This window comes from Paenibacillus sp. KN14-4R, from assembly GCF_052180255.1.
In the GTDB taxonomy this organism is placed as follows: domain Bacteria; phylum Bacillota; class Bacilli; order Paenibacillales; family NBRC-103111; genus Paenibacillus_AM.
On sequence record NZ_CP197466.1, the window covers coordinates 811,563 to 825,434 of the forward strand.

Annotated in this window: 8 protein-coding genes and 1 other annotated feature; of the genes, 7 read left to right on the forward strand and 1 reads right to left on the reverse strand. The window is 41.7% G+C overall.

Features of this window, described 5'->3' with window-relative positions:
• Window positions 1-16: 16 nt before the first annotated feature.
• Window positions 17-3,097: an isoleucine--tRNA ligase gene (gene ileS, locus ACSBOP_RS03950; RefSeq protein WP_442603168.1), complete on the reverse strand. Its 3,081-nt coding sequence runs from the start codon at window positions 3,095-3,097 to the stop codon at window positions 17-19.
• A 293-nt stretch (window positions 3,098-3,390) separates the two neighbouring features.
• Window positions 3,391-3,646: a binding site (T-box leader), on the reverse strand.
• Window positions 3,647-3,846: 200 nt separating this feature from the next.
• On the opposite strand from ileS, the gene ACSBOP_RS03955 reads away from it, so the two are divergent.
• The 7 genes from ACSBOP_RS03955 to ACSBOP_RS03985 are packed head-to-tail and all read left to right on the forward strand — an operon-like array spanning window position 3,847 to window position 13,872.
• The gene (locus ACSBOP_RS03955; protein ID WP_442603169.1) at window positions 3,847-4,764 is read left to right on the forward strand and encodes an ABC transporter ATP-binding protein; all 918 of its coding nucleotides are present in this window, start codon (window positions 3,847-3,849) and stop codon (window positions 4,762-4,764) included.
• Window positions 4,765-4,767: 3 nt separating this feature from the next.
• Entirely contained in the window at window positions 4,768-5,916 is a 1,149-nt protein-coding gene (locus ACSBOP_RS03960) for an ABC transporter permease (RefSeq protein WP_442603170.1), read from the forward strand.
• Between the two features lies 1 nt (window position 5,917).
• Complete coding sequence (locus tag ACSBOP_RS03965; RefSeq protein WP_442603171.1) at window positions 5,918-7,024, forward strand: ABC transporter permease; 1,107 nt, start codon at window positions 5,918-5,920, stop codon at window positions 7,022-7,024.
• 22 nt (window positions 7,025-7,046) lie between these two features.
• Window positions 7,047-9,698, forward strand: coding sequence for a condensation domain-containing protein (locus tag ACSBOP_RS03970; RefSeq protein ID WP_442603172.1), 2,652 nt, complete (start codon window positions 7,047-7,049; stop codon window positions 9,696-9,698).
• Entirely contained in the window at window positions 9,679-10,821 is a 1,143-nt protein-coding gene (locus ACSBOP_RS03975; protein WP_442603173.1) for a condensation domain-containing protein, read from the forward strand. Before ACSBOP_RS03970 ends, ACSBOP_RS03975 begins: the two co-directional genes overlap by 20 nt.
• An 11-nt stretch (window positions 10,822-10,832) precedes the next feature.
• Window positions 10,833-12,413: a non-ribosomal peptide synthetase gene (locus ACSBOP_RS03980; protein WP_442603174.1), complete on the forward strand. Its 1,581-nt coding sequence runs from the start codon at window positions 10,833-10,835 to the stop codon at window positions 12,411-12,413.
• The gene (locus ACSBOP_RS03985; RefSeq protein WP_442603175.1) at window positions 12,397-13,872 is read left to right on the forward strand and encodes a condensation domain-containing protein; all 1,476 of its coding nucleotides are present in this window, start codon (window positions 12,397-12,399) and stop codon (window positions 13,870-13,872) included. The genes ACSBOP_RS03980 and ACSBOP_RS03985 overlap by 17 nt, the downstream gene beginning before the upstream one ends.

A 13,872-nucleotide genomic window follows, 5' to 3' on the forward strand; every position in this document is an offset into this window, starting at 1 on the left:
CTTTTTATATACAAATTTATTCAATTTTTAAGCTGAATGTCATCTCGCCAATGGAGGCTAATTCCATATCTGTTTCATGCCCGTATTTGACATCTAATAGTAACACATTGTCCTGTAAAACAGATGTGAATCGATCTAGAGCTGCTTTTAATTGATCATTCACATCTAGCGTTAAGATCACCCGTTTATCAATAGGTAAATCCATTTTTTTACGGCAATCTTGGATAACACGGATGACTTCGCGAACCATGCCTTCCTGCTCCAGTTCTTCCGTTATTGTTGTATTTAGAGCGACATGAATCTGATTACCAGAAGCGGTAGCAAAGCCAGCTGCGCCTTGTTTTTCAATAAGAAGCTCATCAAGTGAAATCCGTACCATTTCGCCTTCTAGGCTGGCATCTAGATAACCGCTCTTCACGACTTCCTTCGCTTCGGAGGCTGATAAGCCTTTTAACAGATTTTGAATCGCACCGACGAGCTTTCCGTACTTCTTACCTGCTGCTTTTAAATTCAATTTGAAATGATACGTCACAAAGCTGCTGTCACTTTGCTCCATCCGGATTTGTTTGATGTTGATTTCCTCTTTGATGATGTCAGCAAATCGATTCAAATTGAAATCTCGATCCATGGAGATGATCATTTCAGATAGGGGCTGACGTGTTTTAATGCTGGTTTCGTTGCGGATGTTCCGTGCAAGTTCCACGATTTGGCGGGCCGTTGCCATGTCGTACTCCAGCTCTGGGTCGATTGCCGCTGTGTTTACAAGTGGATAATCGGTCAAATGGACACTTTTTTCCCCGTGCAGGTTGTCATAAATGTCCTCTGCAAGGAGCGGGGCATATGGCGCGATCATTCTTGCGAGTGTTAAGAGTACTTCCCGCAGCGTTTGGTAGGCAGATATTTTATCCTCGGACATATCACTGCTCCAGAAACGGTCCCGGGAACGGCGGATGTACCAGTTGCTGAGTTCATCTACGAACATTTCCATGGATTTTGCTGGATTAAGAAAATCGTACTTCTCAAGTCCAGTCACGACATTTTGCAAGGTAGAATGAAGTCGAGATAAGATCCATCGATCCAGCTCATTCGTAGACTGTTTTTGCGGATAGTCGTCATGGTTGTATTGATCGATTGATGCATACAGGCAATAGAAAGCATGTGTGTTATGGATCGTATCAATGAATTTGGATTTTGCTTCGGCTACAATTTTCTTGGAAAAGCGCTTGCTGCTCCACGGTGCACTGTCAGACAAGAGCGCCCAGCGGAACGCATCCGCACCGAATTCTTCAATAACTTCCCAAGGGTTGATACCATTGCCCTTACTTTTGGACATCTTTTGACCGTTCTCATCTAGGACGTGTCCAGTTGAGATCACCGCCTTATAGGGTGCTTTTCCATTATAAAGGGTAGAAACAGCCAATAAACTAAAGAACCAGCCTCTGGTTTGATCGATGCCTTCAGAAATCAGATCAGCGGGGTATTGTTCTTGGAACAATTCCTTATCTCCGAACGGGTGGTGGTATTGTGCGAATGGCATTGATCCACTGTCAAACCAGACGTCAATGACTTCGGATGTTCTTTCCATCGTCCCCCCGCAGGAACATCTTAATTTCACATCATCGACATAAGGTTTATGCAATTCTAGGTTTTCATCTAAAGGTTCTACGGATTTCTCACGCAAGTCCTTCATGCTGCCAGGTGCATATTCACATCCACAATCTTGGCACAGCCAAATATTAAGCGGTGTGCCCCAATAGCGATTGCGGCTAATGTTCCAATCCACGAGTTCTTCTAGGAATTTACCGAATCGTCCTTCGCGTAAATGACCAGGATACCAATCGATTTTACTGTTATTTTCGATCAACTGATCTTTTATCGCAGTCGTTTGGATGAACCAGCTTTCCATTGCATAGTAGAGCAGCGGAGATTTACAGCGCCAGCAGAATGGGTAGCTGTGTTCATAACGCTCTTTCGCGAATAGCAGCTTCAGGTGCGAAAGCTGTTTCACGATATCCAGATCGCAATCTTTAACAAAACGTCCTGCGTAATCCGTAATTTGATCCGTATAACACCCCGCTTGGTTGACCACATTTACGAAGTCCAATTCGTGTTGACGCGTCGTACGGTAGTCATCTTCCCCATGTGCAGGGGCAATGTGGACGATACCCGTACCACTCGTATCGCTGACATAATCAGCATCGACGACAAAGTGACCTTTGTTGACTTTGATATAGCCAAAAGGTGGTTCATAAGGTGTCCCAATGAATTCGGAACCTTTGTGTGTCGACAAGATTTCGTAATCTTGTTTCAATACTTTTTCCACTAGATTTTTGGCAATTACATACACTTCATCGTTATGTTTCACACGTAAATAGTTGATTTCTTTGTTCACCGCAAGCGCGATATTCGCAGGAAGTGTCCAAGGCGTAGTAGTCCAAGCAAGAAAAATATCGGAGCTTGTTTTACTTTTGAATTTCACAGTGGCACTTAAGTCAACAACGTCTTCATAACCTTGAGCAACTTCATGTGAGCTTAGCGTCGTCTGGCAGTCTGGGCAATAAGGACTGACGCGATGACCTTTGTACAGCAGCTCTTTTTTATGAATTTCGGCGAGGATGTGCCAGACACTTTCGATATAGTCGTTGGTTAACGTCACGTATGGATGATCCATGTCCGTCCAATAAGCGATTCCTTCGGTTAGCTCACGCCATTGCTTTTCGTACTCAAATACACTGCTCTTGCATTGCTCTACGAATTTGGCTACACCGTAGTTTTCAATCTCCTGTTTACCTGAGATGCCAAGCTGTTTTTCGACGCCAAGCTCAACAGGAAGTCCATGCGTATCCCAACCCGCTTTTCGTACAACACGAAACCCAGACATCGTTTTGTATCGTCCAATGAAGTCTTTGATTACCCTTCCAAGGACGTGACCGATATGGGGTTGCCCATTCGCAGTAGGAGGTCCTTCGTAAAACACAAAATTGGGTTTACCTGCTCGATTATCGATCGATTTCCGAAACGTATCCTCTTGTTTCCACTGCTGCAAAACACGCAGCTCGCGGGTTCTAGCTTTTTCTTTGACATCGACTTTTCTCATCGTTATTCATCCTCCTGTAAATTATTGGGATGTTAAAAAGTCGAACGGAGAAAAAAAGAAGCACTGGGTTAATGCTTACGATGTACATTTTCTTTCGAAAAGTTTGAGAGTGAAACGTTCGCCTTTGAAGAGGTGTCCAAACCTTCTAATTTAATCATAAGGACACCGATTCAACAGCGACCTCAAGAGTTTTCCAGAGGAAAACTTGCATCGAAAGCATAAGCTTTGTGCTTCTTTTCTTCGCAGCGATCAGACTTTTGAACATCCCCTGAAAAACAAAAAAATCCCGCCCCCTAAGGGACGAGATTTGAACTCGCGATACCACCCTTGTTCCAGTTGATCCATCAGAATGATCAACAGGCACCTCACTACGTACTATCATACGCGGCCCTTGTAACGGTGGGATTCCGGGTCAGCTTACTACTCATTGCCTTCAGCTTTCCTTCTCGGAGATGATTTTCGGCTATAACTTGAACATTGGCTTTCAGCACACGGCCAACTCTCTGGGGAACAAGGGAACAGCTTACTTTTTCTCGTCAATGAATGTAATAAATGAAATTATATTATGTTTTACACTATTTTCAAATAAATGTCAACTCATGAACAAGTGTAAATTTGGAGTGCTCAACCCTACAGTTATGACTTCAAATAAGCCTCTTAAGTCATAAAAGTATATCCCAATAGGGATGGTGCTAGACTGTGACTAGTTAGGAATCTACCTAAACAAAACATTTTGGGGAGGCTTATGAATGCGAACAGTATTCTCAGGAGAAGCGATTAATTTTAGTTATAACAAAAAGAAACCGGTCTTAAATGGTCTTTCACTTTCCATTGGTGATCGACAAATTTATGGCCTTTTAGGGCCAAATGGGGCAGGTAAATCTACACTAACGAAAGTCATGCTTGGACTGGATAAACCCAAAAGTGGCAAGCTGCAGTGGTTTAATGAGCATCCCAATCAGAGTACGAATAAAAGAGTGGGGTATGTGCCACAGGACTTAGCTCTTATTTATGATCTATCTGCTTATGAAAATGTGCAGTTCTTCGGTAAGCTCTATAATCTGAAGGGTGAGCGGCTGGAGAAGCAAGTACGTTATGCGCTAGAGTTCGTAGGGCTCTGGGATGAGCGTAAACAAAAGCCGAAGAAATTTTCCGGCGGTATGAAGCGTAGATTGAACATTGCCTGCGGAATTGTGCATAACCCGGATGTCATCATTTTGGATGAACCGACTGTCGGTGTCGATCCACAATCTCGTAACCGTATCTTGGATGCGATTCTGGAATTAAATCAAATGGGTACAACGGTCGTATATATCTCGCACTATATGGAAGAAGTTGAGAAGATTTGTTCTCACGTTGGCATTATTGATCAAGGTCAACTGCTTTGTGAAGGGAAATTAAGTGACATCATCGAGGAACATACAGATCAAGCGGTTTTGAAGCTGGAACTTCACCGTAAAAGCTCGAACTATACCTCTCAGCTCGAAAATTATGATGTTCTGGCAACAGAAGGCAACAATGTCGAAATTGGGGTCCCTAAGAACGATGTAGAGACAATTAGTCGAATTAAAGAAGGTTTCGGAGAAGAGGTTAAGAGTTTTCAATACATCTCACCGAACTTGGAACAAGTGTTTTTCAAATTAACGAAAAAGAATTTGAGGGATTAAGCGATGTGGACAATATTCGTAACGAGTATGAAACGCAAGGTGAAGAATCCGATCATTATCGTCAACTACATTTTACTGCCGTTACTTCTCATTCTCATTCTGGGTAATGCACTGTCTGCTGTGTTTCAAACTAAAGAAGACAGTAAGGCAGCCGTTAACCTGAAGCAAGTGAAGACGGTCGTTGTGAATGAAGATAGTGGAGAGCTCGGTCAAAATATCGTGAAGTTCCTGACAAGCGAGGACAATAAAGCGATGTTCGATGTAACCGTCAGTACAAATGCGGATGAGGCGAAGAAATCGCTTGAAGCAGGTGAATACGAGCAGTATATTCATTTACCGGCTAATTTAACAAGTGGATTTAAAGCCAAAGAGATCAGTAACGTCACGATCTATGGAAAAGATAACAACATTGATAAGGTCAATATTACGGGGCTGACTCTTTCAGCATTTGGTGATGGATACTTAGCAATGGATATCTCCAGTCAAAATAATCAACCGATTATGTACACACATGTGTATAACAATTTATTAACGGTAGGGAAAGATCAGGAAGCAGGTAAAACATCGGGGAACATAACAGCTCTTAGTTATTATGGGGTTACGATGCTTGTGCTGATTTTATTCTATGGGTTAGCTAATACGATGAACTTCATCCAGGAGGAATACAGTGAGGCACTTGGGGATCGTTACTTGATCTCACCTGTATCGAAAAGGTCGCTTGTCTTGGGTCAGCTGATGACAGGATGTACGATTTCTATTCTCCAGGGATTAATCATCGTGTATTTTGCCAAATGGTTCTTCCAAGTCAGTTACGGTGATAACATGCTCATTGCCTTGTTAATCGTCGTCGTAGGTGCGATCTTCTTCAATGCACTCGGACTTATTCTGGGTGTGATCGGACGACATTTTAAACAACTGGACAGTATTGTCACATTGCTGATTCCGATTATGACTTTTGTGGGTGGCGGATTCATTAAGATTGATCTTGGTTCACTAAGTAATTTTAGTGTGAATGAAATATTCCAACGTCCATTATTTGATTACATTCAACAAGGCACAATTAATTTGATGCCCCTCTATACATCACTCATTCTTGCAATCGGCTTTATTGGAATAGCGGTCTTTTCATTAACTAGAAGGGAGACCAGATAAGATGCGTGTATTCGAATTATATATGAGACGGATTATTAAACGTAAAATGACCTTTATCTTCATGCTGCTGCTTCCGATCATGTTCACATTCATGGTCGTTGCCCAGTACAAAGAGGCAACAAAGGTAAATCTCACCCTTTTTGTAGAGGATCAAGCCGTTGATACGTATGTATCCAGTCTATTGGAAAAACAGGGCGTAACGCTTACTCATGTGAAGACAGCAGATGAGTCCATTCACAACAGTACGAACATGGGAATTGTTTTTACGAACAATGTGAAAACGATTTTCTCAAATCCAGATCAAATTCGGGTTGAAATGTATGCGAAAGAGACGAATTATAACTCGAAATCACTAGAAATTAAGCTCAATAGCGTATTCTCTACGCTGAAGACACTCGCTAAGAATGCGAAGACTGTAGAAGCATTTGAAGCAAATATGAAACAAGCGGCAAGTTCAACATCACCGATTAAGGTGGAATCCAGTATTCTTGGTAACCCTAATGCAGCTGTATTAACAAGTACGTTCAATATGATCGCGTTCATTATGTTATTCCTGACGATGACCAATACCTTGTTGTTCCTAGGCGACAAAGTACACACCACAACGCAGCGTGTATTGTTATCCACAAGTAGTAAGCTCAGCTACTATCTGCAAACAGTTGGGGTATTTGCGGTTATCGGCATTGTGCAGTTCCTAGTCATGATTGTCCTCATGAAAACAGCATTTGCCATCGATTTATGGCTCTCAATTGGTGAACTACTACTCCTGGTATTGGCTTATGGCTTGCTCAATGTGATTTCAGCTGGCATCGGATTACTGATTGTAAGTCGTACGACACGATTGTCCACAGGCAGATTACTGATAACGGTCGTTTCACTGCCGCTTGCGATGTTGGGAGGAACGTTATGGCCTAGTTCCATTATGCCTGAAGGGATGCAATCATTCGCCAAGATCTTGCCAACAAATTGGGTAACTGAGCTAAATATAGAGATGTTCAGTGGTTTTTCAGGAAGCAATGGTTCGATTATGGTGCACTTCATGAGTTTACTGCTATTTGCAGTCGCAATCTTCTTCTTGTTGACTCGTGTGAAGACGGAGGATATTTAGGAAAAGGGAGGGCAGTGAAGCGATGGAGAATACGGCAAACGATATGGAGCTTCGAGCCATGGCTCCTCTCCACGAGAAGATTTTGTACGCAGAGAAGCATAAGAAAAATTATGATATTTATTTCTCCGTGCAGTATGATTCGAAGCTTTCGGTAACGGAGCTAGATGAGTCACTTCAATTTGTGATGAATGAGATGGAAATTTTCCGATATCGGGTCATCCAACAAGGTACACAATATTTCTTCTGTCTGGATCGAAATTCGCATTCAGCACCATTTAGAAGTGATAGATCATTACAATCACACAAAATAAATGTGTTCCAGGGTGATTTATTAGCGAACTATTACATTGATGAAGCCGCCAATCGAATTGAATTTTTAATGCACCATCTAATCTTTGATGGAGAATCGTTGTATTTATTTTTGGATTACGTGGAGAGGGCAATCCTTCAGCGTGAGCAGCTTTCTTTTACCCAATATACGCTAAAGCCAGTTTCTGAATCCAACTGCGGTACAAAGAATCCGTATCATGATCAGGTGGAACGGCATGCAAACCGAAGTCGACAGGTTCTTTCATTAGATCGCCCTGTATACGCACAAGGGAAAATATCCGAACAGGTGAATCGATCCATCATCTCCCTGGCTCAAAAATTACGTGTGACGAAATTCGTCGTCTTGCTCTTCGTGACAGCACTTCTTGCACGCCATCAGGAGCTTGTCATGGGAATTGTCGTATCACGGAAAGATAAACGAGATCAAGCAGATATGATCGGTAATTTCACAGATGTTGCACCTTACTTGCTTCAATTGGATTCGAATAAAAGTTATATGGAAAATGCCAAAAAAGTATTCAAAGACCTATTCGTCGCAATTGAGCAATCGGCGTCCCTATCTTACGATGCATATCGAAGTATCGTGGGTGTCAGAGGTTTTGATTGTATCGTGTCTTATACGAAAATGACTGACCTTGAGCAGCAGTCCACCTTATTTTCTAAGCTGGAGCTCGGTGAATATCTGGTTAAGTATGATAATCACATACAGTTTAATGAATATCACGATCATCTGGCCTGGGAAATGCGATATGACAATTCCCAGATGCAAGTGATTCATGCAGAGCTTGAAAAAATGATACTTGAACTCGATCAAATTGATCTGACGGCAGAGATTCCACTTGATCCAAGTGATCAAGTGGATCACAACACTCCCATTAAGAAGGAGCAATTATCGGAAACAACGGCTCAGAAGGGGGAAATAGGAGCACGCTCTGTTGATCTCTTGTTTGATCCGTATGAAGAGCATGTGAATATATTCGATTCGGGCATCTCTTCCTTTGAAATTGCCAATATCATTACAGAGGTTCATGAGAAATTCGGTGTGACTTTATCTTATTCCGACATGTATGCGACACAGACGATTCGTGAACTTAAAGATTTGATTGTCTCTAGGTTACAAGATCAATCGTATAAGGAGGCTTTGCAGCAGAGCCACACAGGGCAAGTCGTTCAAGCAGGGCAGTATTATGTATGTCCAAGTTTTATGAAAGCCATCTTTATTGACAGTTTTCGCTTTGTGGATTCACGTATGTATGATGTGGTGTATGCCTATCGGTTGACAGAAGAGGCGAAGGAGAAGGTAGAGAAACTGAAGCATGCGATTGAACAGGTTGTCATGAACAATGATGTGTTCTTCACAACGTTTACGTACGAAGAAGGCGAAGTTATTGGTTTGATTCAAAGCGACAGGTGGATGGACCTTGAGATTATCACGGTCAACGAGCTAGCCGACATGAATCATATCCCAAGGAATTTGCAAATTCTAGGTACTCAGAAGCTATGGGAAATGAAATTGATTCATATTCGCGCAACAGATGAAATTTACTTCTATGTTCACATGCACCACATGATTGTGGATCATATGGCAATTGCTATTTTACTTCAACAAATTTCTATGAATTATCAAAATCTAACTCCCGACTATACACAATATGGGCAAATTGCGAGTTATTACGAGCTGGCTAAAGATCAAGCAATTAAGGCTTGGACTTGCCTAGTCCCTCAGCAGAACTATCCGAATATCGGTAAACCGCTGCTGGCATCAGGAAGATATACCCACCACGCATTTCGCCTATCACCAATGACATGCTCCTTTCCAGATATGGAAAGAGCCCTGTTAACTTTCATAACACGTGCGCTTGCACCATTTTTCGATCATCAAAAGGGTTATATAGGTGCTGTCTATCATGGTAGGGTTGTGCCAAATGCTAACCATGTCATCCAGTCGTTCGCAAGGGTATTGCCGATATTTTTCGATGTATCGAATGATGAAATTCTCCAGACTAGTTTGCGTACGGCACATCAGCATCAAGGGGTATCGATCTATGATCTGAATGAATCGGGGCTTATGCTCGAATATCCTCGAATTGTCTATCAGACTTTATATGAAAATGTGGAGCAGATGACGTTATTCGATCATACGATCGAGTTTGAAGGACAATCGAAGTTTCAGATATTTATGAATCTGCACCTGCGTGCGGATGCATGGCAATTTAGTCTCTATATCGATTCGACAATGTATGATCCCAAAGAAGTGAATGCCATTGTTGCTGCTATGGGGGAAGGATTACTCCAGATGGATCCTGGTTTAGGAGAATTGCCATATGCACAATCCAATCAATAGTGAACTAACCTTGATGCAGGCAAAGATGTTTATTTGCAACCAGATGCCGATCTACCGGCTCCCACTGCTGTATGGGTTGGAAGCGGGTGATACCTATGAATCGGTAAGATCGGCTTTATATCTCACATTCCAAGACCATCTTTTATTGCAAGTGAAATACGGCTATAACCCTGATCATCGTAAGTTCTATCAGCAGATTATGCCTATACCGCAAGAAGACTTTACAATATCGATACAGCTCATAGATGAAGATCCGATCGCTTATGTCTCGAGGCGAAGATCTGGTATTGATCTAAATCGGGATTACCCTTGGTACATTCAATTCATTGAATATCAGGATAAGCGATTTCTGTATATCGAGTTTCATCATATTTGTATCGATGGATTAGGGATTCGAAGTTTTGAAGCGACTTTCATGAATCGATTAAAGCACAATCCGAGTACACCACTACCAGGGACATTGAATTTATCGACGTATAGAAAAATCTGCGAATTACAGCGTAGTGTTGATGACACGAAGCACTCCTCTTTTAACAATTTAGTACTTCCACAGACGACAACGATGATACATAAGAATGCCAGACTCAATCGCTGGACAAAAGACCTTCAACCCCATCAACAAAACACAATTGCTGCAATGGCTAGAACAATGAATGTAACGAAGAGCGCCATTTATCAAGGCGTAATGGAAGAAGTTTTAATGAATAGCTGTGATGGAGAGGCCTATGGAACGATTGGAAATTGGCGTATTCATCTTGGTAATTTCAATGAGGTTGGATGTTTTGCTCGAATGCAGCCCCAACTCTTAAATAGAAATTTAAGTTTAGAGGATCGGGTTAAGCATATATTTAGCGGCAACCTGAAGCGTTTTATGAATCAAGATCAAGAGATGAGAGGCAGCTTGGATTTCTCGATTGTGTTCTCTTATGAAGAAGATATGTTTCAGCATTTCCGCTACATTCCCGTTGACCAGCTTTGTAAGTTCGATCTTTACATTCGGGTTCACAGTTATCACAAACATACTCAGGTGGAATTTGAGTACAACAGAAGCAAGTATTCGGAAGATCAGATGATAGCAATTTACGAGGAATTCGTATCCATTCTCGACCAATATGCCGAATAGGAGGTTACTTTGTGGACTTAATAGAAAATTTTACTAAAGTTATAAATTTATACCAAAATAAGCAGGCCATCATTACGAATTTCTTAACGTTGACTTACAAGCAAGTGGATGAAATCACATACAAAGTTGCGAGTTATTTAATTTCGCAAGGCATTGGTGAAGAGGATGTTGTGACAATCGAGACGAGTGACAAGTTGGATGCCATTCTGATGTTGATTGGAGTGGTACGAGCGGGAGCAGCCTATTGTGTCATTCCAGAGGATTATCCCGATCATCGAAAAGAACACATGCGAACTAAAGTAGATGTGAAATTATCACTCTATGACTTAGCTCTCGTTCTTCAAGAAGCACCGCCACTAGCCATTTTACCTACCCATAGAAAACCAGATAGTCTGCTCTATGTCATCTTCACTTCAGGCTCTACCGGATTACCGAAAGCAGTGGCAATTCAGGATCGTGCCATAGACAAAATTGTCAATCATTCGCCGTTCTATGCCGGAGAAGTGATCGCTCAACTAGCGCCATTAGAATTCGATGCTTCGATTTATGAAGTGTTTGGCGGGTTACTGAACGGAATGACGTTGCGACTTGTTAGTAAAGATGACAGTCTGGATTTTGATGTGATGTCAGGCATGCTGGATACGATTGATTGCTGCTTTTTAACTACGCGTCTGTTTAATTTGTATGTGGAAGAGCTAGGTGAAGAGCTTAGCAAATTGTCACTTGTGCTAACGGGTGGAGAGCGATGCTCGGTTAAGCATCTGACGCAAGCGTCTCAATATTGCAAAGTTTTTAATGTATATGGGCCAACGGAGACAACCGTTTATGCGACCAAATATGAAGTCAAAGGAACGGAAAATGAAGTTCCAATTGGCAAAATGTTCGATAAGGGCTCCTATTTAATTCTCGATTCCAATCGGAACGAAGTTGGGCTAGGTCAACAGGGGGAGTTATGTATTTCTGATTCCGGCCTGATGCGTGGTTATATGGGGGATGATGCAGCAAGTGCAAAAGTATTTTTCTCCCATCAGGATAAGCGGTATTACCTAACAGGGGATATCGTGTATGAGAATCCAGATGGTGATCTAATCTATGTGGAGCGTAAGGATCGACAAGTGAAAATTTCGGGATATCGAATTGAGCTTGGTGAGGTGGAAAATTGCGCTTATTCGTATGGATTAGAAAAAGAATGCTACGCCCATTATGACGGGAAACGATTATATTTATACATCAAAGATCAAGTGGATCTTGAGGATTTTCGCCAATATGTAAGAAGTAGATTACCTGATTATATGATTCCAACGGTGAAGGTGGTGGACATTATTCCTATGAACACGAATGGAAAAACGGACTTAAACGCGATTTATGAAGAGCATCCACAAATGGCTGCAGATAACGAAATTGTAACTGTCGTGAAAAATGTGCTTAAGAGTGACATTCATCTAGATATGACATTCTTGGATTTAGGCGGAGATTCGATCAAAGCAATGGAGATCATTTGGCAATTGGGGAGTAAGGGATATCAATTGGATCTGGATATGCTCTTCAGCCGAACGATAGGAGAGATCGTGGACAATGTGGCAAACGGTTAGTGATAACGAGAAAAGAATAATTAACAGCAGTCTTTTAAGTAAGAACGCTTATAATATTCCGCTCTTCGTAAAGTTTCCCAAAGGACTTAACATTCCTAAAATGTACCGATTGCTTATTCAATACTTTGAGCAGCATGCCATTTTTCGAACTTCTTATCAGGTCGATGATCATATTCGCAAAAAAACCAACGATGATATTCCTACGATAGAGGTTCAGACATTCATGCATTTGGATAAGGAACTGTTGTTGGAACGGCAGTTGATATCCATTGAGGATCAAGATCTCGTGAAAGTTGTGCTCTGTAAAGTGGTGAAAGAGCCATACGATTATATGTTCATCAATGTGCATCATGTACTCATGGATGGGTTTAGTATGAATCTCTTTTTGCAGGATGTTATTCGTGCCTATCTCTATGATGAACCTACAAGCTTGGAGATCGATGAGCAACCTGGAGTCAAGCAGATGAGTGAGGGGCCAACGAATTCCGTTTCAGTCAATTTCGAACAGTATGGCGCATTCAAGTCCAAATTGCTCCAGAAGCAAGTGGATGCCGTTCATTACCTGGACGAACAGTTGATATTGCCTAGTAAGCCGACTCCTCGTTATTCCGAGTTTGCGATCAGCTTAACGGCTTTTGCAGTTAGTCTTGCAGAGTGGTTGGGGAGTTGGAATGTTTATTTGACGTATCCATCACTGGGCAGAGATAAGATGAACTACCGATCTCTAGGTAATTTCGTACAGTTAATCCCATTCCATCATAATTTTGATCAAGTGGGCGAAGGCGAATTGAATCACATTCTGGGTGAGATTCAGAAGCGCATTTTTTCCACACTTGGCTCCCATGATCTTTATGATGACGTGATTCAGAGGGAACAGATGAGCCATATGAATATTTTTCGAGATATTGTGTTCGATTACAAATCGGGCAGCCTTATTGGCAAAATGCTAGATGAAGCACATGGCATTACGTTGGAAGAAGCGAGCACGTATCGGGATGAGAAGTATGGCTTGCATGTCTCTGTCTATAAGTCTCAGAACGAGCTTACTGTAAATATCATTTCGAGTGAATATGAGCTGGTGGATCTGAAGCATCTCCTTACTCTTTTTCAAAAAAATATCCAAGCTTTGTATAGGTCTGATCACGTGTCATTAGGGGAGTTACTGACGGTTAATGAAGTAGCTGCAGCTCGGGAAGTCGATGTAATGCCAGGGATTAAGCAGGGAGCTGTATATGAAGAAGTAACGAGTCTCGTATCTGCATTGTTAGAAGACGATGTCCGTGTAGGTGTTGATGAGAGTTTCTTCGATCTTGGCATGGACTCCATGATGCTGGTCAAGTTTAAGAAAAAGGTAAAAGAAAAGTTCAATATCAATCTTAAAATATCTGATTTTTTCAACAATTATACAGCGGAACTATTAACCAAAAAAATTATGGAACAATTGAAGGAGGCCAATTGA